Source organism: Labrenzia sp. OB1, from assembly GCF_001624695.1.
Classification (GTDB): domain Bacteria; phylum Pseudomonadota; class Alphaproteobacteria; order Rhizobiales; family Stappiaceae; genus Roseibium.
In genome coordinates this window covers 90,662-113,767 of sequence record NZ_JSEP01000011.1, presented here as the reverse complement: position 1 = coordinate 113,767, position 23,106 = coordinate 90,662, and the positions used below count along the sequence as shown (strand labels likewise).

Here is a 23,106-nt window from a genome sequence, read left to right as displayed (position 1 = left end):
TCAGAATCCCTTGACCGCTTCGAGCGGCAGTTTCAGCCCGACAATGAAAATCAGCCAGACACCGGCGACGGCGCCTGCCACTAGCGCTGCCCGCCGTTGGTGCGACAGGCGGCCAACAGCAAAGCTTGCGGCAAGTGCGCAGGCGCCCGCCGCCGGCAGGACGCCGAAGACAGGTGTGACGAACGCAAACAGGGCGACGGCAACGGCAACAGCGCCGACGGACCGCCAGTCCGCAGGCGTGTAGTCCGCAGCCTGCCGCAGATCCCTGACAAGTGCGATGCAGGCAAGGGTGGCAAGAACGAGGCCGGCGATCATCGGGAAGGCGCCGGGTCCCATGCGCCGGGGCGTGCCGGGATCGAGGAACGACAGTGCGCCGAGCCCGAAGAACAGCCCGATGGCCAGAAGCAGAAGCGTTCCGGACTGTTGCTTGAGCCGTTTCAGCATCATGCCCTTGCCTCCGCTGCCATCCCGGGAACGAACTCCGAACCGCCGAAATCATCACCGGGTCTAAGGTCACCGCTCTTCAGGGCCAGAACGACCGGCTGAAGACGTTCGGCGATGTCGTCGGGGACGTCTCCGCCAAGACTGAGGCCGACATAATCGCCCTCCGCCAGACCAAGCGAGACGCTCTCATTGGGTAAATTGCCTGTGGCGACATCGGCAATCGCGCGTTCGACGCCCCGGTCGATGCGGGCGAGGGCAGACGCGAGGAAGACGTCCGGATGAAGCGCCACCCAGTCGAGCGCGTTGCCGATCTGCCAAATTCCCCCCGCACGGCAGGCATCGATCGCTCCGGCGCGGGCGCCGTTCAGCATCGTGAACATGACATCCGCTCCCGCTTTGATCTGCGCATCGGCCCATTGGCGGGTCACCAGGTTGTCGTCCTGGGAGCCGCAGAACGAGGTCAGAACCGCAACCTCGGGGGCGGCGTGGCGCACGCCCTCCACGAAGGCGGCGCGGGCCTTCAGGCCCGGCCTTACACGGTGGCCGGACAGATGGCCGACCGTTCCCGTGCGTGTCATCCAGGCCGCGAGGCAACCGGCGAGAAACGCCGATTGCTCCTGGGCGACATCGTAGCAGGCAAGGTTCGTCAGACGGCTCTCGCCCTGAACGATCGCAAACCGCTTGCGGCCAAAGGCTCTGGCGACGTGCGGCATTACACTGTCCCCCTGACCGCCGATGAAAACCAGCCCGTCAAAATCCGCCATTGCTGCCAGAAGGCTTTCGGTAATGGCGTGCTCATCATAGGCAAGGCCGTCGATGATGCTGATCCTGGCCATGCCGGCGTCCGCTGCCGCCCGAGCACCCGCCAGACCACTGGCGTTGAAACCGTCGTCATTTGCCTCGCCGACGACAACGACTGCAATTTCCGGCAGACCTTTCCCGGAAGGGGAAAGCGGGTGAATACGCATCATTCACTCGCCTGCCTGACGAGCGGTGCCCAGCTTTCGGCAGAAGCTGCGACATAGTCGGCGAAGGCTTCACTCGACATGTCCGATCGGACGATACCCCAGGAGTCGAACTGCCTGACGACGTCGTCGGATTGCAGCGCGGTCGCCAGAGCTTCCTGCAATGTCCCGGTTATCTTGGCGTCGATGCCGGCGGGAGCCGAGATGCCCAGCCAGTTTTCAGCGACGATGTCATAACCGAGTTCGACAAAGGTGGGCGTGTCAGGCAGCGTTGCGAGGCGCTCCGTGGCGCTGACGGCGAGGGGGATGGCATTGCCTTCCTCCACATTGGGCAGGTTCTGCGGCACGGCGTCGAATATCACCGGGATCACTCCGGCACGGAAGTCGAGACGCATGGGCCCGGAGCCCTTATAGGGAATGTGGGACAGTTCGACGTCGGCCTCGCTGGTGAAAGCGACAGCGAAGACATGGCCCCAGGAGCCCACTCCTGAGGAGCCGAAGTCCAGCACGCCCGGTTCGGCGCTGGCCTTTTCCGTGAAGGCTGCCATGTCGGGCGTGCCGAGTTCGGGAGACGCGAACATGCCGAGATGAACCGCGCCGATATAGGCGATATGGGTGAAATCCTCGATCGGGTCATAAGGCGTGTCGGGAAAGCGGGTCGGTGCGACGCTGAACGGGGTGAGGTTGGACAGCATCAGGGTGTAACCGTCATTGGCCGCATTCTTGAGTTCTGTCGCGGCTACTGTGCCCGCGGCTCCCGGCTTGTTCTCCACCACGAACTGCTGGCCGAGTTCGCCGCTCAGCTTTTCCGCCAGGAGACGGGCAACGAGATCGCTCGATCCGCCCGGCGGGAACGATACGAGAATGCGCACCGGACGCTCCGGATAATCAGCGGCAAATGCCGCCGGAGCAGTCACGGCAATGCCGGTGGCAAGGATGGCAATCGTCAGTCTGGAAGTGGCAGGCATGGCGGAACTCCTGGGTCTGAATACGGAACTGTGAACACGAAATTCAATTTCCAAAAAATGAAATTACAGTTTCATACTCACCGCAAGCGGAAAAACAGGCAAATCCGGCAAGTGCAATAAATTTGGTCAGGCTGGTGAAGTCCTAGGCGGAAAATGGCCCGGAAATGCCACGTTTCTTGTCGGATTTCACGGGTTGTGGTTCAGGAATACTCCACTTCTCACGGCGATTACGGAGGGCCCTTGCAATTTCAGCAGTGAAACCGTTAATTGACGAGATGAAATCAGAGTTTCAAAATCACAGTGATGACGAGCCGTTCCTGCGCAGGGTGCAGCGTGTTTTGCCGGTGCTCAGTCCGGCGGAGCGGCGCCTTGCTGAATTCCTTCTCGACTTTCCGGGTGAGCTCGGCAGCTATGATGCCCAGGAGTTGGCACGGCTGTGTGAGGTCTCCAAGGCCACGGTGTCCCGCTTTGTACGGCGCATCGGCTTCGAAAGCTACGACAAGGCCAGGAAGGCCGTGCGCGACGAGCGCGAGACCGGATCACGATTGTTTTTCGCCCACGCCGAGCCGGAGGCGAACGCCGCGGCGTTGGCCATGGACATGCGCGAAGACAAGGACAATCTCGACTGGACCTTCAGCAAGCTCAGCGCGGCCGATCTCGACGCGTTGTCGCGGGCCGTCATTTCGACACGCAAGGTCTGGATTGCCGGGCAGCGCATAAGTCATTCCTTCGCGCAGTACCTCTATTGGCAGCTTACCAAGATCGTTCCCGAGGTGGTGGTCTTCCCGCAAGGCGGCGAGACCCTCGGCGAGCATGTGGCGCGGATCGAAAAGGGCGATCTGGTGATCGCGATCGTGCTTCGCCGTCGGATGGCCGGCACCAGCCGCCTTTTGGACGCGGTGACGGAAACCGGCGGCGAGCTTGCGCTGATATCCGACGAGAGCATGCCGCGCCATTCCGGCGCGCGCTGGCATTTCCATTGCCGCACCCATTCGGAAGGTCCGCAGTTCAATCATGCCGCCGTGCTGGCGCTTTGCCACCAGGTCGTCGTGCGTGCCACCTTGTTCAGCGGCCGGGAGGGCAGAGAGCGGCTGCGGGCGGTGGACGCCGTCAATGAGAAGCTGCTGCAGTATGAATAAACAATCTGACGCCTTGCGATCCTCTGATTTTACCAGCGGCGCCAGATCCGACGGGATCGGATCGATCCATACTCCAGTGGCGTGCGGATATATTTTTTCAGACTGATTTTTGCCGCAGGTTTTGATCTGAGACAGGCCAGGATCAGACCACCAGCCGCGCCACGCGCAGCGGTTCAGCCTTGCCCTTGACCCGTTGCGGTCCGATCGGTTGCAGCTCTATGTCCGGACCGAGCCTGCGGGTGATTTCTTCAGAGGCGAGAATGATGACCTCTGCCGCGCCGTCGATTTCCTTGCCCAGGCTTTCCAGCCGGGAGGCGGCATTCACCGTGTCGCCGATGACGGTGTAGTTGACCCGTTCCGGAGCGCCGATGTCGCCGACGACGAGAGGTCCGGCATGGATGCCGATGCGGATGCGGACCGGGGCCTCGCCGCGCCCGATACGGGCCTGATTGTCCGCGTGTATGGCTCTTGCCATGCCCAGGGCGGCGTGGGCGGCCGGTTCCGCCGGGTTGTCAAGATGTTCCGGCGCGCCCCAGAAAGCCATGACGCTGTCGCCGATATATTTGTCTATGGTGCCGTCCTGTCTGGTGATCTCGGCACCGAGCAGGGACATGTGATGATTGACGAAGTCGGCGGTCTGTGTTGCCGACATGCCTTCGGAGGCGGAGGTGAAACCGGCGATGTCGGTGAACAGCACAGCGACCTCTCGCGCTTCGGGAGGCGCGTCGGCACGTCCTTCGCGCAGGAGTTTCTGAACGAGGGTTCTGGGGACATAACGGCTGAACGCCTTCAGGCCGGAGACCATCGAATTGAACCCGCCGGACAGGTCATCCAGTTCGCGGATAACGCTGCCGGGCAGCGGTTCGACGTCGTTCAGGTTCAGGTTCGCCACCTGGATGGCTGCTATCGATGCGCGCTGAACCGGCCGGGCAATGCGGCGGGCCAGAAACGCGGCGCCGAACAAGGACATCAGAAGGAGGCCGGTGCCGACGATGATCGCAACCATCAGTTCCTCAAGCGGCTGGTCTAGATAGCCGGCAGGGAAATGCACACCGATGCGCGCGGGCAGACCCTTCAGGTTTTCGTTCTGCTGCTCGAGCACGACGAAGCGCTTGTTTCCGTTTTCATCCTGACCGGAGTGAAGATCCAGCCCTTCGGCGATGTCGAACGCGATATTTTCAAGCTTCTTCATGTCTTCAAACGCCGCCAGGAACCCGTCGGAAACCTGACTGACATGAAGCAGGGGCGTTTCAACGCTCAGATGATCGAATTTTTCGTGCAGGTCCTGATGGGCAATGATTTCGTGGCCGCCTTCCTTCATCAGGAACACAGACATCTCGTCTGTTGAAATGAACCAGGTGATCTCGGACATCCTGTCGAGAGACATGCCGATCAGAAGGCTGCCGCGATATTCCCCGTCTTCGTGAAGCGGCTGGACATAGACGAAATAACTGTGATCGCGCTCCTGCATGAACAGGGCGTCGCTCCAGAAAGGTTCAGGTCCGGCGGCGGCTTTTTCCGTGAGCGGCAGGAGCTCAGGGATGTCGGCCGCAAGATCGACGTCACCGCCGAGCAACTCGCCATCGGCGTCGCCGCGGTCCACATCCACGCCTTTGCCGGTTTCATCGACCAGAACCAGAAAGGAAACCTGCTCCGTAGGGGCAAGGGCACCAAAGAGATAGCTGACCAAAACGTCCGGACCGTCAAAGGCGAGTTCGCCCTCTTGCCAGGCGCGTTTCGTGTATTCCCCGGTTTCCGTGACCGCATGGAGTTGTTCGACAAAGGCGGTTTGCGCGGACTCCAGGCCGAGGTCGACCAGTTCGCCCCCCAACTGGCGGACGATCTTCTGCGAGGTGACAGCCTGAATCAACAGAATCGCTGCGGCTGTGATCAGAACGAAACTTCCGATGACGGTTGCCAGCGTTGGTGTAATGAAGAGTTTTTTACGCTGTGGCACGATTTCTTTCTGCGCTTCGACTGCCGTAGTGCGACCCGCGACAGGCCGGGGAAACGACTATAGCTCAATCTCTGTCAAATTCAGGCCTTAAGCGCAACTCGGTTCCACACGGAGAAAGCGGGTCCGGTACCGCAGGAATGGCGGTGTCTTTGTTGGAACTGAAGTGAAAGGTGACCCAGCGTTTACAGTTGTTTGACCGGAAATTGCTTAAAGTAGAATCAATTAGCGCTAACTTTCTGATATTGTTAATTAATATCACTACTAATATTCACAAGGTTTATTAGAATTCAGGACAGCCACATGTCGTTTATTCCTCTACGGTACTTGTCGCTGTTTCTAGTGCTTGCAGCTTCGGCTTTTCCGGTAAAGGCGACCGAGATGCTGCTGGCAACGGATAAATGGTCTCCGGGGGCGATATCGGTATCCAAAAGCAAGTCGGGGCCGGATGTGGATCTCATCAGAGAGATTGCCCGGCGAAGCGATGCGGACCTGAAGGTGGCCCAGATGCCATGGGGGCGGGGGCTCGCCTCGATGCAGAGCGGAGCCGTCGATGTGATGACCGGCCTGGCTTACCGGGCCGAACAGGCGGAATACATCGTCTACACCGATATGCCCTATTCCAAATGCAGGACTGCCTTCTATGCGTTGCGCGGCGTGTCACAGGAAATTCGCGGCTACCCGGATCTTTCAGGACGTCAGATCGGCTATGTGCTGCATTCGGCCCACTTCGACCGGTTCGACAAGGACGCAACCTTGAACAAGGTCGGGGTTCCGGCGGAGCAGACCCTCCTGGACATGCTGCTGAAGCGCAGAATCGCAGTCGTGATCGGGACGGATTGCCAGTTCGATTACTATATCAAAGAGCAGGGGCTGGCTTCCCTCGTCGAAAAGGCGCCTTACAGCCCGGGCGCCGCCGTCGATCTATTTCTCGGAGTCTCCAGAAAATCCGTTTGGGCCCGCCGGATTGACGTGCTGAACAGTATCATCCGGGATCTTGGCGATGAGGGCTATCTCGATAGAATTGCCCGGGAATATTCTCACGGGCCGTCTTAGCGGAACTTGCCTGTTCTGTTGTTTCGCAGCAGAAGCAGCATGTCTTCATGCTGATAGGAGCGTTGTCCGCACGTCAAATCGGACAATGTGATTATCTACGAGCGCAAAGCCGACAGGTTGCATTTTTCCGATAGCTGCCCCTAGAGTTATGACGGGTTGAATGTCCGGTATTCTGTCCGGAAAAGTCGTGATTTCGAAGGCTCGGACAGCTGCAGACCACGGGGGGAATATATGCGCCGGCTACTTGTCTGTGCCCTTTTGGGCATTCTGGCATCCGCGGGCAGTGTATCCGCGCAAGAGAAACTGCGCTTCTCGGGCTTTGTAGCGCCAGGCTTGACACCCGTCGCCGAACAGATCCTTTCCCAGGCCTATGCCGAATTGGGCATTCAGATCGAGACGGTCATTTCGAATCCGCGCCGGGCCCTTCTCGATGCGGCTTCGGGCAAAACCGACGGCGAACTCGTGCGGGTTAAAAACGTCGATGACCGTCACAGGACATTGATCCGGGTCGATGTGCCTGTTGCGGTCTCGCATATTTCTGCCTTTACCCGGAATCCTCAACTGCTGGGAAAATCACTTTCCGAGCTCCAGTATCTCAGAGCAGGGCATATATCCGGCGCGCGCTTCGGCCATGAGCTTACCGAAGGCTTTTCGGAAGTATGGACCGCGGAAAAACCCGAACAGCTTCTTGAGATGCTGGTCCGGGATCGGGTCGACGTGGTCGTCATAAGCGAGAGTTCCGGCCAGCGCCTGATCAGGGAAATGGGATTGAGCGATGTTTTTTCGCTTCAGCCTCCCTTGAAGGAAGTCGCCTTCTATCATTTCTTGCATGAGAAGCACGCCGATCTGGTCCCCCAGTTGGAGGACGTTCTCAGACGCCAGTTGGGGGCGGCCAAAGGTGAGGAGCAGGACGGTTCCAACCGGCGCGAACACCCGACCAAACAGTTGACCCGGCTCAGTCACGAAATGAGCTGATATTTTCAATGCCCCGATCTGCATTTGTAGCGGGCGAGGGGATGACCGGTTCATTGCGACGCAGATCCGGACAAGGGTTCGACTGTCTTCAAGGCGGCAGAAAAATCTCGACGCACACCTTCCGGAGGATTAGAAGAACCGGCGAAAAAGCCTTCCGGGAGGAACCATGAAGCCGACCAATCCTGTGTTTACCGGCATCGATACAACCGTGTTCGAAACCATGTCCCGTCTTGCCATGGCTCATGGGGCGGTCAATCTGGGGCAGGGGTTTCCCGATGTGGACGGCCCGGAAGATATCCGCGAGGTTGCAGCACGGGCGCTGCAGGAGGGGCCGAACCAGTATCCGCCGATGCTCGGGGTGCCGGACTTGCGTCAGGCGGTCGCGGAGACGAACAAGCGTTTTTACGGTCTCGACATTGACCCCATGAGCGAGGTTCTGGTGACGTCGGGTGCAACGGAGGCACTCGCCGACTGTATTCTCGCGCTTGTGTCCCCCGGCGATGATGTGGTGCTGATCGAACCGCTGTATGACTGCTATCTGCCGATTGTAAAACGGGCGGGCGGGGTGCCTGTCCGCGTGCGGGTCACACCGCCGGGGTGGCAACTGGACAGGCAGGCGCTGCAGAACGCCTTTTCAGACAAGACCAAGGCCATTCTCCTCAACAATCCGATGAACCCGACCGCCAAGGTGTTCTCGGACGACGAACTGCAATTCATCACGGACCTTTGCGTCAGGCACGATGCCTACGCGATCTGCGACGAAGTCTATGAGCATCTGGTGTTCGACGGCCTTGCACACAAACCTCTCATGACCTTTGAAGGCATGCGTGAGCGCACGGTGCGGATCGGGTCCGCCGGCAAGACGTTCTCTCTGACCGGATGGAAGGTCGGCTATGTCACCGGACCTGCCGGCCTGTTGGACCCGATCGCCAAGGCGCATCAGTGGGTGACGTTCACCACGCCTCCGGCTCTGCAAAAGGCGGTTGCCTTCGGCCTGCGCAAGGACGACGGTTACTATCAGACCTTCGAGCACGACCTCATGACGAAGCGTGACCGGATGGCGCACGGTCTGGCCGCTCTCGGTTTCACCGTTCTTCCCTGCAAGGCGACCTATTTCCTGACGTGCGGCTTTGCAGGTCTCGGACTTGGCAGAACGGATGTCGAGGCCTGCGAGACCCTGGTGAAGCAGGCAGGCGTTGCTGCCGTGCCCGTTTCGGCCTTCTACGGATCCGACGCGCCCACCGGTTATATTCGCTTCTGTTTCTGCAAGCAGGAGAATGTGATCGATGAAGCCCTGGCGCGGCTCTCTGTCTTTTTGACTGCGGCGCGGGCCGAATCCGCCTAGGTTATCTGCTTGAAATATTTCGCGTTCAGGCGGACGCGGAAAATGACCCTGTTCCGGATGAGAAACCACATGGACAATCCCGCACTCGTGGATGTTACCCGCGGTAGCCTGACCGAGAGTCTTCACCGCGGCAGTGTGGCGGTCTGCGATGCCGCCGGCAAACTCGTTTGCGGGATCGGCGATGTGGAGGCCCGGGTGTTTCCAAGGTCCGCCATCAAGGCGATGCAGGCTCTGCCGCTGGTGGAATCGGGCGCCGCGGAAGCGCTGGCGCTGACGGATGCCGAACTGGCGCTTGCCTGCGCCTCCCACAACGGCGAGGAAATGCATGCCAACGCCGCCAGGGTCATGCTGTTGAAGGCCGGCCTCACCGAAGACGCGCTGGAGTGCGGGCCGCAATGGCCACAGCGCATGGAGGATGCGGCCAAACTGATCCTCGCCGACGAAACGCCTTGCGGATTGCACAACAACTGTTCGGGCAAGCATGCCGGGTTCCTCGGGCTCGCTAAGGTGATGGGCGTGGAAACACGCGGCTATGTCGAGCCTTTCCATCCTGTCCAGCGGGAAATCCGGCTGGTCATGGAACAACTGACCGGCGACGCCTTGACCGAAGACGTCTGCGGCACGGACGGCTGCTCCATTCCGACCTATGCTTCGCCACTGAAGAGCTTTGCCCGGGCATTTGCCGCCTTCGGGACCGGTGAGGGCCTGGAGCCTTTGCGGGCTGACGCTGCGCAGCGGCTGTTCGATGCCTGTATCAACGAGCCCTACATGGTTGCGGGGGCAGACCGGTTCTGCACCAAGGTGATGGAGGGCTTCCGTGGCAGGGTCTTTGTCAAGACCGGTGCGGAAGGGGTGTTCTGCGCGTCCATACCCGAGCTCGGTTTTGGTGTCGCGCTCAAATGCGAGGACGGCGCAAAGCGCGCAGCCGAAGTGATGATGGCCACCGTCATCGAGACGATGCTCGACCTCAATGACGACGAAGCCGTGCTTCTTGACGGTCTCGTCAACCCTCCGGTTCTGACGCGGCGTGGAATTCAGGCCGGGCACATCAGGCCAAGGCCGGAGTTTCTGTCAGAGCTGAAATCAGCACTCAACTGAGGCCAGACCGCAGCTCTTTTTCCGTCATTCTGTCTGGAGACTTCTCATGCCACATCGGGCCGGACTGTCTTTTCGTTTCACCCATGCAATCACCAGAACCCCCGCGGACAGTGTCTCAAGGGGGCTGCGGGCGGTCGATGCGGGCAATCCGAGTGGCGAGACGTTTCGAAAAGAACACGGTCTTTACGTGAAGGCTTTACGGGACGCCGGTCTCGCGGTGGAGGTCCTGCCGCCGCTGGAGAATTATCCGGACAGCTGTTTCGTCGAAGACCCGGCCTTCTGCCTTCCGGAGGGCGCGATCCAGCTCAGGCCGGGAACCGAAAGCCGTCTGGGTGAGGGCAGGGAAATTCGTGCCGCGCTGGACAGGCAATTCGGCAAGGTCGCCGAGTTGCCGGGGTCGGGTCATGTGGACGGCGGCGATGTCCTGATGCTGGACGATGTCATCCTGATCGGCCTGTCCGCCCGAACGGACAAAGACGGCGCGCAGGCTTTTGCGGATCTGCTCGGCGCCTGGGGCTACAGGGCCGAAGTCTGCGACACACCGGAAGGGGTGCTGCATTTCAAGACGGCCTGCTCGACGCTGGGAGACGGCGTCATTCTGGCAACGACAGTCATGGCGGAAAGCGGCTTTTTCGCAGACCGACGGGTGATCGAGGTGCCGGAAGGCGAGGACTATGCGGCCAACGTCATCCGTGTGAACGACGTGGTGCTCGTGCCTGAAGGCTATCCGAAGACACTTGCCGCCATACGAGCCGCCGGGTTCGATACGGTGGTGCTGCCGACCCATGAGGCGCGCAAGGTAGACGGCGGCCTGTCCTGCCTGTCCCTGAGGTTTTCCCTCGGCTGATGGCGGCTGAAAATTGCAGTCATGTTGTCATCTGGGGAAGTGGATACTCAAGCCGCGATCTGATTGCCTTCTATGGTCAGGTTGGCAAACTCCGAAGCGTTGTTGAGCTCACCTGTAACCTTATCCAGCCAGCGGAAGCCGTTGATCGATCCTGATTTTGCACCCTGAACGATATTGTTTGTGATGACGGCCGGCCCGGCGCCCTCCACCACGGTGACGGCAATGCCCGTGCCGCAATCCCGGATGATATTCTGGGAAGCGGCGATGTTGCGCATGTAGGGTCCCCAGCCGAGCAGCATGCCGAATTTCGGCGCGCCCTCGATCACGTTGCCGGTCAGAGCGGTGTCGGCTTCCGCGGAAATACCGATACCGAACCCCGCGACTTCAGAAGGGTAGGGGCCGACGTCGGAAATGTTGCGGACGAGATTTCCGGAGCAGACCGCCATGCGGCCGCCATCCATGAAATTGGCGATTGAAATCCCCGTCGTGCCGCCGTCGACGATATTGTCCGAAATGATCGCACCCTCGAAGCCGAACTCGGAATAGATACCGGTCTCGCCGGAGCGCTGGCAGGAGTTGCCGATGATCTGCACATTCGATCCGGTGTTGGAGCGGATGGCGGAAAAGGCGCAATCCGCGATCCGGTTGTTGGATATCATCACGCCGTGGGCGCGGAACACGTTGATGCCGTTGCCGAACTGTCCCGTGCCGCCGTAGCGGGCGCCGATGCGCTCCACACGGTTGCCGGAGACGATGGTCCCGTCCTCTCCCTCGCGCCAGCGATGCACCCAGATGCCGCCATTGGCGCAATCGGTGACCGTGTTGCCGGTAATCGCGAGGCCGTCGGCCTCGTTGGATCTGAGGCCGGCTTCGGCGGCGCCGGAAATACGGCAGTTTTCCACCCGGCCGGAGCAACGGTCCATGACGAGGCCCATTTTGGACGAACCGGTGATCTCACAATTGTCCAGCACGGCATTGCGGACGCCGATGAAGTGCAGCAGGCCTTCTGTAAAGTCGCCAATGGAGCGGTTGGCGCCGTCGAAGGTGAGTCCGGTGAGGCCGATGTTGCTGACACCTTCGGCGCGGATGAGCTGTCCACCGCCGCCCTGATAGACAAGCCGCGTGCGGCCCGGAACGCCGACGATGAGCGTGCCGGATGGCAGCCGCAGATTGGCGACGGGATAGGTGCCGGCAGGCAGAAACAGCGCCCGGCCGCGTTCAACGGCGCGATTGACAGCGTTCTGGAACTGGGCAGTCTGATCGTCCGAGGCGTTGGGAACCAGCCCAAGTTCCGCGGAATCTATGGAGCCCCTGAGGTCGGCGACCTTCATTTGCGCAAAAGCCGCTGTCCCGGAAAGGCACAAAGCTGTCCCGGCAAGAAACGCTCGGCGGTTCAGTTTTGATGTTTCTCGTGTCATGGGCTCCGACCAGTTGCTTTCAGCGTCCCGGAATGGGAAGCGATCCGGTTTCCTTTCCGGACGGAGCAAGAGGTGTGCCGGTTGAGTTCCTATCCTTAGGCGCTTCAGCGCAAGCGTCTGGCGGTTTCCTGAAGCAGACGGACCGCAGCGTCTTCAACGACATGATAGGGCGGGCGCCTGTCGTGGCGACCCTTGGGCAGCGCGGGAACATGCACGAAGACGCTCGGAATGCCGGAGCCGATGGAGTCCCAGAGCGTGGCGTTGCACAGATAGGTGCCGGCATCGGTGGACACGAGCGCGGGCGCGCCTGCTGACCGGGCCGCCCGGCAAAGTGCCTGGCCGGGCAGGGTGCTGCTGCGCGCGCGTTCGGAGCCAACGCCGAGTTCCGGTCGTGCGGGCGCATTGCCCTCGGCGTCGAGGCGAACGCGGATCGCTCGGTTGACCGCACGGGTTTCGATATTGAGCGTGCGGCGGGTGCCGTCGACGCCAAAATGAACAATCGCGTCCGGCCGGATGTCACGTCGGAGCCTGTCCGTCACCTCCGCCCGGCCGGCCCAGGTCGTCGGCAGGACATGAAACAGGAAACGGGTGCCGGACCGGTTGCCGCCCAGCCGTATCGGCAGACGGCGCATCAGTCTCTCGGTCGGATTTAACGGAGCGCCCGGAAACGGCGAGAAGCCTGTGACCAGAATGGTTTTGGCCGTGTGTTTCATTCGCCGCTCATTCCTCCAGGCCCATCAGCTGTGCCAATTCGTCCACGGCGAAGGAAACGGCTGTCGTGCCGTCACGAACGCTGGCTTCCAGGGTTTTCAGACGGTCGGCGGTGTGCCGGTTGGTCGTGAGTGCTTCCATCATCCGCTGGCGCAGCATGTCCCACATCCAGGCAACTTGCTGCCGGCTGCGTTTTTCCTGCCATTCGCCACTGGCCTGTGTGCGTTCGCGGTAGATGCCGATCTGCTCCCAGAGATGGTCCAAGCCCTCATTGGCGAGGCCCGAGACCGTGATCACCGGCGGTGTCCACGTCGGGGACCTGGGGGCGAGGATATGCAGCGCCGCACGGTAGTTCGACGCGGCGGATCTGGCGCTTGTCAGCCCGTCTCCCTCGGCCTTGTTGACCGCGATCATGTCGGCGATTTCCAGTACGCCCTTCTTGATCCCCTGAAGCTCGTCGCCCGCGCCGGGCAGCATCAGGACGAGGAAGAAGTCGACCATGTCGGCAACCGTTGTTTCCGACTGGCCGATGCCGACGGTTTCCACGAGGATCACGTCAAAGCCCGCCGCCTCGCACAAGAGCATCGTTTCGCGGGTCTTGGCGGCAACGCCTCCGAGTGTGCCGGCGGAGGGGGACGGGCGGATGAAGGCGTTCGGATCGACCGCCAGCCTTGCCATGCGGGTCTTGTCGCCGAGGATCGATCCGCCAGTGCGGGTGGAAGAGGGATCGACGGCAAGAACCGCAACCTTGTGCCCCGCGGCGGTTAGATTTGAACCGAGCGTGTCGATCGTCGTGGATTTGCCGACGCCCGGCACGCCGGTGATTCCGACGCGCAGGGCCCTTCCGGTCAGAGGCAGGAGCTTCTGGACCAGGCGATGAGCGAGGCGCCGGTGATCGGTTTTTTTCGATTCCACCAGCGTGATCGCCCGAGCCAACGCGGCGCGCTTTCCCGCTTTCAGATCGCAGGCAAGCTGCTCCGGATCGATGGATCGTGCCTTGGTCATCATGCTTCAAGGCTTTACCGCAGGAATCGGTAAAGGTCACGGTCGCAAAAGGGTGAACATGGTGTCCGATCCGCCCGGACTGACGCCGGCACTAGTCCGGGCGATTATCTCCATTGTGAAAATCCGGGTAAATCTGATAGATACGGGAAGATGATTTTTTCTGCATTTACCGGTACAGCATGACGCCCTTATCCTATCTGAAGGCCCCTCTCTGGCTTATTGGTCTTGCCGGGATGGACAAGTCTCCGCGCAAGAATCCCATCCTCGGCAACGAACGGCTGAACACCTGGGGCCTGCATCGGAAGCGGGTGGGGATCGCGGCGAATCTGGCATCGCGGCGGCGCGCCCGTCTCGCGAAGAGCGTCGATCCCGAACAGCGCGCGTTTTTCGACGAGAACGGCTATTTCCTGGTCAAGAATTTCCTGCCGGAAGAGGTTTTCAGGCAGTTGAAGGATGAAGCCTTCAATCAGCCGTTCGAGACCCGGGAAATGCGTCAGGGGCAGGCGGTGACCCGCATGACACTGCTGCCGCCGGACGTTCTGCGAAGGAATGCCGCCCTGGCAGCGGCCGTACGCGATCCGCGCGCGCTCGCCATGATCCGCTACGCCGCCTCCCATGGCGGGCAACCGCTCAATTTCCTGCAAACCGTGCTGGTCGAGCCGCTGAAGGTCAAGAAGAAGGACCCGCAATCGGACGCCCATGCGGACACGTTCCACGCGACCTCCAAGGCCTGGCTGTTCCTGCAGGATGTAGGCGAGGAGGACGGGCCGTTCTTTTTCGTGCCGGGATCGCACAAGCTGACACCGGAACGGCTGGAATGGGAATACCAGTGTTCCCTGTCAGCCTCAAAGGACCCGCGCTCCCATCATGCCAGCGGCTCGTTCCGGATCAGGGCCGATGAGTTTTCAGCGCTCGGTCTGCCGCAGCCGGTCAGGATGGCGGTGCCTGAGAACACGCTTGTGGTCGCCGACACTTTCGCCTTTCACGGCCGGACGCCTTCGGACAAGCCGACGGTCCGTTCGGAAATCCACTGGCACATGCGGCGCAATCCTTTCCTGCCCTGGACCGGCCTCGACATCAAGTCGCTGCCTTTCCTGAAGGATCGGGAGATGCCGATGCTGATGTCGTTGGCCGATTTTGCCGAAAAGACCCTGAAGCAGCGCAATATCTGGCGTCCGGTCGGCGACGTGACGGTGCGCTCGAAACCACATGTCTAGGCCTAACCAGGGTCGGTAGCCCAGGGCGTAAACTCATAAATGAAGACGAAATGGCATGGGAAATGGCGAAACCCCGTTAGGAAGCGTGCGATGAGCGGGCTTCCTGCCCGGTCAAGCACGCTGACGACAAGGGGTGAAGCCATTTCCATGTCCTTCGGATTTGACCGAATTGGTCCTCCTCTGCGTCGCAAAAGGCTTGAAAATGAACCACATTTCCTGCGCTTTCGCTCCTTGATGAAGACCAATTCGCCTCAAACCATTTCATCTTCATTTATGAGTTTACGCCCTAGCTCTTCGGCGTCCAGAGAATACGCTGAAGTTCGGCGTCGAACAGGTCGTTGGACGCCGGCAGCTGATCGAACGGGCCCTGGTATCCGGGGATTGCGTAGACCAGCTCGACATTCGGATGACCCTGCGATTTGCAGATCGCCATGCCGCGCCAAAGGTTGTTGCCGACACGGCAGTCCACGCGGGCCGAGCCGACTTCTCCGAAGGTCATGCCGATGCGTTCGCCGTTAGGGCCCTGAAGATGATGGGTCACACCGTGTACTGTGCGGACCTTGCCGTCATTGCCCTTGAAGATCTGAAGGACCTGGAAGCCATCGCTGTTGAAGGCGGCCAGTGCCCATTCCGTCCTGTCTTCCTCGGCGGTCTGAATGCCTTCCGTGGTGAAGCCGGGCAGGGCGGCTTCGATTGCCTTCGAGCCGTAAGTGGTCTCGCTGGTGATCCCGCCGATACTGTCCTCGGTGATCTGCACCAATGTCAGATTTGAGGTCCTGACCAGACGGCCGGATGTGCCGTCATAATCGGAGGTGGGAGAACACGCGGCTCCTGTAAGAGCAAGTAGACATGCAAAACCGGCAGCTCTTTTACGCATAAACATTTCTCGGAAAGAGTTTCGGCCGCGCGTCGGAGCGCGGTCTGGACAACGGACTTACCAACTAACGTCCTGTTTGCAAAGGGAGCAGATTGTCCTGTGGACAATCGACCCGGATCCACCCGATGCCCGGGAAATCAATCCCGCAAATGCTCAGGTTTCCTCCCGGTTAATCCATTTGGGAGACGTGGGCGGTGTGTAGGAATTGAATTGTTCGACCAGGCCCTCCGGCGTGCCGGCGAACATCGCCATGTCGCGCATCACCTTTTTGGTAAAGCCCTCCCGGGTCTGGTGATCGAGAAAGGCGATCAGGTGATCGTAGTATCCTTCGATGTTCAAGAAGCCGCATGGCTTTTGATGATAACCGAGCTGGCCCCAGGTCCAGACCTCGAAAATTTCCTCCAGCGTGCCGACACCGCCGGGCAGGGCGATGAAGCCGTCGGAGAGATCGGCCATCAATGCCTTGCGCTCGTGCATCGAGCCGACAAGGTGCAGTTCGCTCAGGCCCTGGTGCCCGATCTCCTTTTCCTGGAGGGCTTCCGGCAGAACGCCGATCACCTCGCCGCCGGCCGCAAGGGTCGCGTCCGCGACCGTTCCCATCAATCCGACCTTGGCGCCGCCGTAGACAAGCCGGTAACCCCGCTCGGCGATGACACGGCCGGTTGCCGCCGCAGCCTGGCCATAAGCTTCACTGGCGCCGTGGCTGGAGCCGCAAAAGACGCAAAGAGATTTCATAAGTACACTCCTGTGGGGTGGCCGGGTGCTTGTGGCGCCTGCCGGAACCGAGGCTTTCACGGGGGAACAAGGAAAGCTGAAAAAGGTTCCATTTGACAATATCGGACCATCCCGCGTCGTTCCCGACACGGGACATGTTATCTCAATTCACTCGTCCGCCAGTTCGTTCAGGACGCGGGCCCAGGACCGGATGCCCTTGTGGAAGCTGGTCAGATTGTATTTTTCGTTCGGGGAATGGATCTGGTCATCATCCTGGGCGAAGCCGATGAGAAGGGAATCCATGCCCAGCATGCGCTTGAAATCGCCGACGATCGGGATGGAACCACCCATGCCGGTAAGTGCGGCCTCCTTGCCCCATTCATCCTTGAGCGCCTTCTTGCCTTTTTCCAGCGCCGGCATTGCAAAGTCGAGGCGCAGGGCGGGGCTGCCCTCCTTGGCGATGAAGTCCACGGTGCAGTCGGCGGGAATTTTCGAGCGGACATAGGCGCGGAAGCTCTCCTGCACCTTTGTCGGGTCCTGATCGCCGACCAGCCGGAACGTGAACTTGGCATGGGCTTCGGCCGGAATGACGGTCTTGGATCCCGCACCCTGATAGCCGCCCCACATGCCGTTCACTTCCGCGGTCGGGCGGGTCCAGATATGCTCCAGCGCCGTGCGGTCCTTTTCACCGCGGGGGAATTCCAGTCCGACCTCGCCAAGGAAACTCTCGGCGGTAAATCCGAGCTTCTCCCACATCTGCTTTACCTGGTCCGGCACTTCGATGACGCCATCGTAGAAACCGGGCAGCGTGACCCGGCCGTTTTCATCATGCAGGCCTGCGATGATGTTCGCCACGATATGGTTCGGGTTCTGCGCCGAACCGCCATACATGCCCGAATGCAGGTCACGGCTGGCCGCCTTGACGATGATTTCGTCGCCCACCATGCCGCGCAGCATGACGGAGATTGCCGGGGTCGAAGGATCCCACATGCCGGTGTCGCAAACGAGTGCGAGGTCGCAGGACAGTTCGTCCTTGTTGGCTTTGAGAAAGGGGTGAAGAGATGGCGAGCCGGATTCTTCTTCCCCCTCGAACAGGATGGTGACGTCCACAGGCAGATCACCGGTTTCGGCGATGAAAGCGCGGGCAGCCTCGACGAAGGTCATGAGCTGACCCTTGTCGTCGGATGCGCCTCGGGCGACGATCACCCTGGTGCCGTCCTCACGCGTGACGATGGCAGGATCGAAAGGATCCCTGTCCCACAGGTCGAGCGGGTCGACCGGCTGAACATCATAATGGCCGTAAAACAGCACATGCGGGCCCGGTTTTCCGGACTGGCGGTGGCCGACAACCATTGGATGACCGCTGGTGCTGCGAACCGATGCCGCAATTCCAATCGAGTTCAATTCGCCGGCGAGCCAGGTGGCGGCTTCGCGGCAGGGCTCGGCGAAGGCCGGGTCTGTGGAAATGCTCTTGATTTTAAGAAGATGAAACAGACGCTCGAGACTGGACTCGAGATTGGCGTCGATATGCGACAAGACCTTATCGATGGAACTCATGATGGATCCTTGAAATTTTAACGGATTCGAGCGGGCCGAACCGAAACGGCCTCTTTCGGAAGGACCCTAAAAGGCCACAACAGAGCTTTGAGCGCAAATGGATATTGCGCTCTTTTCCGTTTGCTTGCGCCGCTTGCGACAGTCTTGCCCTCAGGCGACCCGCCGGTCCTTTCCGGTCTGCCGACCGATGGTTTCGGCCGGCATTTCGCTGTCCCTGGACAGGTAGACGGTGGAGGAAGGATACGCGAAGCCCGAGCCATTGGTCTCTATGATGGCGCGAATGTCGAAGAGCATCTGCTCCTGTATTTCAAGGAACCCGGAATAGTCCGGAGCGAGCACATAGGCATAGGCCTCGACCGGGACGGCATAGTCGTTGAAACCGATCATCCGGACACGTGTCGTATCGGCAAGAACCCTCTCGTGGGCGGTCAGATAGTCACGAATCGCGGCAAGAATCTTTTTCAGGTTCTCCGGTTCCGTGTCGTATCGCAGTCCGAATATGTGCCGGAAATGAAACTGGTCGCGCTCGCTGAAATTGATGATCTTGCGTCTGGCGAGATCGGCATTGGCGATGGTGATGACCGTCCTGTCGAGCGCGCGGATACGCGTCGACCTGATCCCGATGGATTCAATGGTGCCGGCAAGTTCGTCACATTGGCAGAACTCGCCGACACGGACCATCCGGTCGGCATAGAGAATGACGCCTCCGATCAGATTTTCAATCGTTGGCTGGGCCGCGAGCGCGATAGCCAGACCGCCGACGCCCAGACCGGCGATGACGCCGTAGATCGGGATGCCGATCTGGGTGGCTCCGTATCCGAGAACGATCAGGGCGATGGCCAGGGAAAACACCCGGAAGCCGGTTCGCAGCAAGCTGGCGTCGAGACCCTGCCGCGCCGTGCCCGGTCCGCGTACGAACCACAGATAGATCAGTTGCAGCGCGTGATAGACGAGCCAGGCGGTTGCGGACCAGATCACCGCCGTCGTGATGGTCGTGATCGCGACAAGCACCGCGCCGGTGATGTTGATATGATCCTCACACAGATAGCGGAAAACCACCGCGCTCAGGATCACGAGAACGGGGTTGAGGATCGAGTGACCGACCCGGGTGCGTTCATCCACGGATACGGCCCGCCACTTGCGCCAGCGGATGAAGAAACCCGCGCAGGCCGCATAGGCCGCGAGCAGGGTGAGGAGCGCCAGCCACTGCCAGTAGGCCTGGTCGGCGAAATGTCCATGGAGCCAGTTCGGACCGGCCTCGATATATTCATACCAGTGCGGGGCAATGAGATTGCCGGGTGTGTAGATGTAATATTGAAACAGGTCCTCGCCGCGATCCGCGCGCAGGGGCAGAACACTCACGACGGCATAGTCGTCTGGGATCCTGCCGACAGAATCTGCCGAGAACAGAAAGTTGCCCCTCTGTTCGCCTGCCTCCTGGCGCAGGATGCTGATGCTGGTGCTTGGCAGCATCCACCGGTCGGGCAGGCTCGCACTGCCAGCGGAATGTACGAAACGGCCTGCGGGAAATCCGGGAATGGCGGAAAAGTCGTGCGCCGGAATACGGTCCAGAATTTCCTGAAGCTGCAGGGCGATCTCGATGCCGGCCCGTTCACGGGAGGTTACAGGAATTTCCGAAAGGTCAAAGGTTTGCGCCGCCTTTTCCAGCAGCGCGGTGATCATCACCAGCTTCTCGCGTTGTTTCTCGGTCAGGAAAATCCGGTTGCTGTTTTCATAGTCCTGACGCACAGAGTTCCACAATAGGCTTGCCTCGCGCATGATGAAGACAAAGCTCTCGAGCGTCGCGCGGGGACTTGTGGTGTCCGGAGGCGATATTGGATTGTCGCGCAGATACAGCCTGGCCTGTTCGACCCGGTCGGAATCAAGTGTCGCTGGCCCTTCTGTAGTCGCAACGTCCGGCGTGGCCGTGTCCTGGGCCCGGGCGCTTGCCGGCAAGCCGGGGACGATCCCGATCATGACCAGCCAGAACAGAAGCAGTGCTCTCATGGTTGAACGCGGAAATTTCAAGCAGACACAACTGATTGAAAAGAATGTTCGATTGCCCCGGTTACGCATAGCGGCCCACCTGCGATTGATTGTTCAGGCAAATATAGCGCCCATGGGTAAGCATCTTGTTACCATGAGGATTTTTGACGTGTTTTACGCCCTAAGGCCATCGGATGCGGTTACAACGACTTCCACCCGTGTCGGCCCGATGCGGTCCTCAAGGCGGGCTGCCAGAAGGTCACGGAATGCATCCACATCTTTTGCCCGAATGGGCAATTCCGGATCGAGATAGACCACGACCCAATGCATGCGCCCGGCCTGCAGAACGGCAGCGCGGTGAAACTTGTAGCCCTTCTCCCGCGCAACATCCCGCGAAGTCCGTGCGGCTTTGGCATATGTGCCGCTCGGGGCACTGACGCCGGCAAGGTCGGCAAGAGTATTGCGAAAGGTTGCGAGGGGCTGCCAGATGATTGCCGAGATCAGCAGAAGCACGATCACGGCGTCGCCGATTGGGACGTAAGGCCCCAGAAACGTTCCCTCCAGAAAAGGCAGGGACAGCAGCGCGGCTCCGGAGCCGAGGCTGAGCGCGCCGTCGATCATGGCGGCGCGGGATTCCATCTTCAGGATCGAGCTGCGTTTTCCCGTCCGGTGGTAGGCGCGGTAGTAATTCAAGGCCAGACCCAGGCAGATGGCAACGATGACAACGGCGTAGACCGCGATCGGACCGAAAATCAGTTCGGGTACGTTGCCGCCGGAGAAGAACGTCCAGATCTTTGTTCCGGCAACGAAGCCGGCGAACACCAGCACCCCGATCAGGATCAGGCTGCGGAACGTCACGTAGAGCACTTCGTCGAAGTCGTGCCCCCAGGGACGGGTGCGGGTGGGCGGCAGGCCGACACGGGCGCCAATTCGAGCCGCTGCAATCGCAGAGGCGAAGTTCACAGCCGAATAGAGTCCGTCCACCAGCATCGCATCGGATCGCGAGGCCCAGGCAGTTGCGATTCCGGCGAAGGCCATGAAGAGATTGGCCCATTTGCCCAAGGCAAGCGCCTTGCGCTCAACGGCCAGATGTTGTGCCCTGTCGTCGGTCATGGGTGAGCTCAGTTACCGCGCTTCAGCGAGCCGAGAAGACCTCGCACCAACGCTCTGCCGAGCGAGGTGCCAAGACTTCGGGCGGCCGATTTGAGGCCGGCTTCCAGCACGTTGTCGCGTTGGCTGCGCCGGTTCGAACGGCGTTGCACACTGTCCCGGCGCGGGCGATCATCGCGGCCAAAGTCCGGCAACTGGAACCCGGAACGGGTCCGTCGCGGTTCGCCATGCTTGCGGGCCTGATTGTCTTCCTTCTGCCTGCGGCGCTCTTCCTGGCGCTGCGTTTCTTCCGCGCGGCCGGTCAGGATTTCATAGGCGGATTTCCTGTCCTTTGTGCGGTCGTATATGCCGAAGACAGGGCCGGACTGTATGAGCGTGCGCCGCTCGGCCTTCGTGATCGGGCCAAGCCGCGAGGAGGGCGGGCGGATCAGCGTGCGTTGAACGACGGATGGGATGCCCTTGCCTTCCAGAGTGGAAACCAGTGCCTCGCCGACACCCAGCTCGGTGATGACGCGCTCGGTATCGAGATCCGGGTTCGGCCGGAAGGTTTCGGCCGCGGCGCGGACGGCCTTCTGGTCGCGCGGCGTGAACGCCCGAAGGGCGTGCTGAATGCGGTTGCCTAGCTGGGACAGCACGGTTTCGGGAACATCGAGCGGGTTCTGGGTGACGAAATAGACGCCGACACCCTTGGAGCGGATCAGGCGCACGACCTGCTCCACCTTTTCGATCAATGCCTTGGGGGCATCGGTGAACAGAAGATGGGCCTCATCGAAGAAAAACACGAGCTTCGGTTTTTCCGGATCGCCGATTTCAGGCAATTCCTCGAAGAGCTCGGACAGCAGCCAGAGCAGGAAGACACCGTAGAGCCGCGGTGAGGTCATCAGTTTGTCTGCTGCCAGAATGTTGACAACGCCACGGCCGTCCGGCGCGGTCCGGATCAGATCTCGGATGTCGAGTGCCGGCTCACCGAAGAAGTTTTCGCCACCCTGGCGCTCAAGCACCAGAAGTCTGCGCTGGATCGCGCCAATGGATGCCTTCGAGACATTGCCGTAAAGGGTGGAGAGCTCGGACGCGCGCTCGGCCACATGGGCGAGCATGGCGCGCAGATCCTTGAGGTCGAGAAGCAGCAGACCTTCATCGTCGGCCAGTTCGAACAGGATGTTGAGCACGCCTTCCTGAGTGTCGTTGAGTTCCAGGAGGCGGGCCAGCAGCAGGGGGCCGATTTCCGAGACCGTCGTGCGGATGGGGTGGCCCTGTTCGCCGAAAAGATCCCAGAAGACGGCCGGAAAGGCCTTGTAGCTGTAGGTCTTCTCAAGCCCGACTTCCTGCGCCCGTTTTTCCAGGAAATCCTTGGAAACGCCTTCCGCGGCCAGGCCCGACAGGTCGCCCTTGATGTCGGCACAAAACACGGGAACACCGGCCTTGGAAAAGCCTTCGGCCAGAATTTGCAGGGAAACGGTTTTGCCGGTGCCGGTCGCGCCTGCGATGAGGCCATGGCGGTTGGCAAGCTTGAGGGCGAGGTTTTCGGTTTTTGTGCTGGCACCGATAAATATGTTGTCTTTTGCCGTCACGATTTAGCTGTCTCCCTCCGAATCCGGTCATCCACCTGTCAGCCTAACCCAGCCCGGACAAAATTACGCTATGTATAAGCATCGACGGACGTGCATCCGGCCCTGTATAGAGGGCCAGCTTATTTTGAGTCTATGACCTAAAGCGTCAG

20 protein-coding genes are annotated in these 23,106 nt (G+C 60.5%); 7 read left to right on the top strand and 13 right to left on the bottom strand.

What is annotated here, in order from left to right; translation table 11 throughout:
- The 3 genes from OA90_RS16090 to OA90_RS16080 are packed head-to-tail and all read right to left on the bottom strand — an operon-like array spanning position 1 to position 2,377.
- Complete coding sequence (locus tag OA90_RS16090; protein ID WP_068413951.1) at positions 1-447, bottom strand: tripartite tricarboxylate transporter TctB family protein; 447 nt, start codon at positions 445-447, stop codon at positions 1-3.
- Complete coding sequence (locus OA90_RS16085) at positions 444-1,415, bottom strand: BMP family ABC transporter substrate-binding protein (protein WP_068413948.1); 972 nt, start codon at positions 1,413-1,415, stop codon at positions 444-446. Before OA90_RS16085 ends, OA90_RS16090 begins: the two co-directional genes overlap by 4 nt.
- The gene (locus tag OA90_RS16080) at positions 1,412-2,377 is read right to left on the bottom strand and encodes a tripartite tricarboxylate transporter substrate binding protein (RefSeq protein ID WP_068413946.1); all 966 of its coding nucleotides are present in this window, start codon (positions 2,375-2,377) and stop codon (positions 1,412-1,414) included. The genes OA90_RS16085 and OA90_RS16080 overlap by 4 nt, the downstream gene beginning before the upstream one ends.
- Positions 2,378-2,631: 254 nt before the next feature.
- Between OA90_RS16080 and OA90_RS16075 the strand changes: the two genes are divergently transcribed.
- Positions 2,632-3,516, top strand: coding sequence for a MurR/RpiR family transcriptional regulator (locus OA90_RS16075; RefSeq protein ID WP_199823730.1), 885 nt, complete (start codon positions 2,632-2,634; stop codon positions 3,514-3,516).
- A 142-nt stretch (positions 3,517-3,658) separates the two neighbouring features.
- Here the strand turns inward: OA90_RS16075 and OA90_RS16070 are convergent, their stop codons facing one another.
- Positions 3,659-5,473, bottom strand: coding sequence for an adenylate/guanylate cyclase domain-containing protein (locus OA90_RS16070; RefSeq protein WP_068413942.1), 1,815 nt, complete (start codon positions 5,471-5,473; stop codon positions 3,659-3,661).
- 300 nt (positions 5,474-5,773) lie between these two features.
- On the opposite strand from OA90_RS16070, the gene OA90_RS16065 reads away from it, so the two are divergent.
- The 5 genes from OA90_RS16065 (at position 5,774) to OA90_RS16045 (ending at position 10,791) form a co-directional block, all read left to right on the top strand.
- The gene (locus OA90_RS16065) at positions 5,774-6,526 is read left to right on the top strand and encodes a transporter substrate-binding domain-containing protein (RefSeq protein ID WP_068413939.1); all 753 of its coding nucleotides are present in this window, start codon (positions 5,774-5,776) and stop codon (positions 6,524-6,526) included.
- 231 nt (positions 6,527-6,757) lie between these two features.
- A complete protein-coding gene (locus OA90_RS16060) occupies positions 6,758-7,501 on the top strand; it encodes a hypothetical protein (protein ID WP_068413936.1) in 744 nt (247 codons plus the stop codon).
- Positions 7,502-7,667: 166 nt separating this feature from the next.
- Positions 7,668-8,846, top strand: coding sequence for an aminotransferase (locus OA90_RS16055; RefSeq protein ID WP_068413932.1), 1,179 nt, complete (start codon positions 7,668-7,670; stop codon positions 8,844-8,846).
- Positions 8,847-8,915: 69 nt separating this feature from the next.
- Complete coding sequence (locus OA90_RS16050; protein ID WP_068414137.1) at positions 8,916-9,944, top strand: asparaginase; 1,029 nt, start codon at positions 8,916-8,918, stop codon at positions 9,942-9,944.
- A 46-nt stretch (positions 9,945-9,990) separates the two neighbouring features.
- Positions 9,991-10,791: an arginine deiminase-related protein gene (locus OA90_RS16045; RefSeq protein ID WP_068413929.1), complete on the top strand. Its 801-nt coding sequence runs from the start codon at positions 9,991-9,993 to the stop codon at positions 10,789-10,791.
- A gap of 47 nt (positions 10,792-10,838) precedes the next feature.
- Here OA90_RS16045 and OA90_RS16040 read toward each other — a convergent pair whose 3' ends face one another.
- The 3 genes from OA90_RS16040 to meaB form a co-directional block, all read right to left on the bottom strand.
- Positions 10,839-12,209: a TIGR03808 family TAT-translocated repetitive protein gene (locus tag OA90_RS16040; RefSeq protein WP_068413927.1), complete on the bottom strand. Its 1,371-nt coding sequence runs from the start codon at positions 12,207-12,209 to the stop codon at positions 10,839-10,841.
- A gap of 104 nt (positions 12,210-12,313) precedes the next feature.
- Complete coding sequence (locus OA90_RS16035) at positions 12,314-12,922, bottom strand: peptidase C15 (RefSeq protein ID WP_068413919.1); 609 nt, start codon at positions 12,920-12,922, stop codon at positions 12,314-12,316.
- A 7-nt stretch (positions 12,923-12,929) separates the two neighbouring features.
- Positions 12,930-13,925, bottom strand: coding sequence for a methylmalonyl Co-A mutase-associated GTPase MeaB (meaB, locus tag OA90_RS16030; RefSeq protein WP_208986163.1), 996 nt, complete (start codon positions 13,923-13,925; stop codon positions 12,930-12,932).
- Between the two features lie 179 nt (positions 13,926-14,104).
- On the opposite strand from meaB, the gene OA90_RS16025 reads away from it, so the two are divergent.
- Positions 14,105-15,142, top strand: coding sequence for a phytanoyl-CoA dioxygenase family protein (locus tag OA90_RS16025; protein ID WP_068413917.1), 1,038 nt, complete (start codon positions 14,105-14,107; stop codon positions 15,140-15,142).
- Between the two features lie 286 nt (positions 15,143-15,428).
- On the opposite strand, the gene OA90_RS16020 is transcribed toward OA90_RS16025, so the two are convergent.
- The 6 genes from OA90_RS16020 to OA90_RS15995 all read right to left on the bottom strand — a co-directional run bounded on the left by OA90_RS16020 (position 15,429) and on the right by OA90_RS15995 (position 22,957).
- Positions 15,429-16,019, bottom strand: coding sequence for a DUF1131 family protein (locus OA90_RS16020; protein ID WP_068413912.1), 591 nt, complete (start codon positions 16,017-16,019; stop codon positions 15,429-15,431).
- A 153-nt stretch (positions 16,020-16,172) separates the two neighbouring features.
- Positions 16,173-16,754, bottom strand: coding sequence for a TIGR00730 family Rossman fold protein (locus OA90_RS16015; protein WP_068413910.1), 582 nt, complete (start codon positions 16,752-16,754; stop codon positions 16,173-16,175).
- A gap of 147 nt (positions 16,755-16,901) precedes the next feature.
- Positions 16,902-18,290: a dipeptidase gene (locus OA90_RS16010; RefSeq protein WP_068413908.1), complete on the bottom strand. Its 1,389-nt coding sequence runs from the start codon at positions 18,288-18,290 to the stop codon at positions 16,902-16,904.
- 150 nt (positions 18,291-18,440) lie between these two features.
- Entirely contained in the window at positions 18,441-20,297 is a 1,857-nt protein-coding gene (locus OA90_RS16005; RefSeq protein ID WP_068413903.1) for a mechanosensitive ion channel family protein, read from the bottom strand.
- 153 nt (positions 20,298-20,450) lie between these two features.
- Positions 20,451-21,389 carry a cation transporter gene (locus tag OA90_RS16000; protein ID WP_068413899.1) on the bottom strand — a complete coding sequence of 313 codons (939 nt, stop codon included), beginning with the start codon at positions 21,387-21,389 and terminating at the stop codon, positions 20,451-20,453.
- A gap of 8 nt (positions 21,390-21,397) precedes the next feature.
- A complete protein-coding gene (locus tag OA90_RS15995) occupies positions 21,398-22,957 on the bottom strand; it encodes a helicase HerA-like domain-containing protein (RefSeq protein ID WP_068413895.1) in 1,560 nt (519 codons plus the stop codon).
- Positions 22,958-23,106: the final 149 nt, after the last annotated feature.

Bases quoted from the DNA above. Each gene is read 5' to 3' on its own strand.
- OA90_RS16090 (WP_068413951.1), bottom strand. From the start codon at position 447: ATGATGCTGAAACGGCTCAAGCAACAGTCCGGAACGCTTCTGCTTCTG.
- OA90_RS16085 (WP_068413948.1), bottom strand. From the start codon at position 1,415: ATGATGCGTATTCACCCGCTTTCCCCTTCCGGGAAAGGTCTGCCGGAA.
- OA90_RS16080 (WP_068413946.1), bottom strand. From the start codon at position 2,377: ATGCCTGCCACTTCCAGACTGACGATTGCCATCCTTGCCACCGGCATT.
- OA90_RS16065 (WP_068413939.1), top strand. From the start codon at position 5,774: ATGTCGTTTATTCCTCTACGGTACTTGTCGCTGTTTCTAGTGCTTGCA.
- OA90_RS16060 (WP_068413936.1), top strand. From the start codon at position 6,758: ATGCGCCGGCTACTTGTCTGTGCCCTTTTGGGCATTCTGGCATCCGCG.
- OA90_RS16055 (WP_068413932.1), top strand. From the start codon at position 7,668: ATGAAGCCGACCAATCCTGTGTTTACCGGCATCGATACAACCGTGTTC.
- OA90_RS16050 (WP_068414137.1), top strand. From the start codon at position 8,916: ATGGACAATCCCGCACTCGTGGATGTTACCCGCGGTAGCCTGACCGAG.
- OA90_RS16045 (WP_068413929.1), top strand. From the start codon at position 9,991: ATGCCACATCGGGCCGGACTGTCTTTTCGTTTCACCCATGCAATCACC.
- OA90_RS16040 (WP_068413927.1), bottom strand. From the start codon at position 12,209: ATGACACGAGAAACATCAAAACTGAACCGCCGAGCGTTTCTTGCCGGG.
- OA90_RS16035 (WP_068413919.1), bottom strand. From the start codon at position 12,922: ATGAAACACACGGCCAAAACCATTCTGGTCACAGGCTTCTCGCCGTTT.
- meaB (WP_208986163.1), bottom strand. From the start codon at position 13,925: ATGACCAAGGCACGATCCATCGATCCGGAGCAGCTTGCCTGCGATCTG.
- OA90_RS16025 (WP_068413917.1), top strand. From the start codon at position 14,105: ATGACGCCCTTATCCTATCTGAAGGCCCCTCTCTGGCTTATTGGTCTT.
- OA90_RS16020 (WP_068413912.1), bottom strand. From the start codon at position 16,019: ATGCGTAAAAGAGCTGCCGGTTTTGCATGTCTACTTGCTCTTACAGGA.
- OA90_RS16015 (WP_068413910.1), bottom strand. From the start codon at position 16,754: ATGAAATCTCTTTGCGTCTTTTGCGGCTCCAGCCACGGCGCCAGTGAA.
- OA90_RS16010 (WP_068413908.1), bottom strand. From the start codon at position 18,290: ATGAGTTCCATCGATAAGGTCTTGTCGCATATCGACGCCAATCTCGAG.
- OA90_RS16005 (WP_068413903.1), bottom strand. From the start codon at position 20,297: ATGAGAGCACTGCTTCTGTTCTGGCTGGTCATGATCGGGATCGTCCCC.
- OA90_RS16000 (WP_068413899.1), bottom strand. From the start codon at position 21,389: ATGACCGACGACAGGGCACAACATCTGGCCGTTGAGCGCAAGGCGCTT.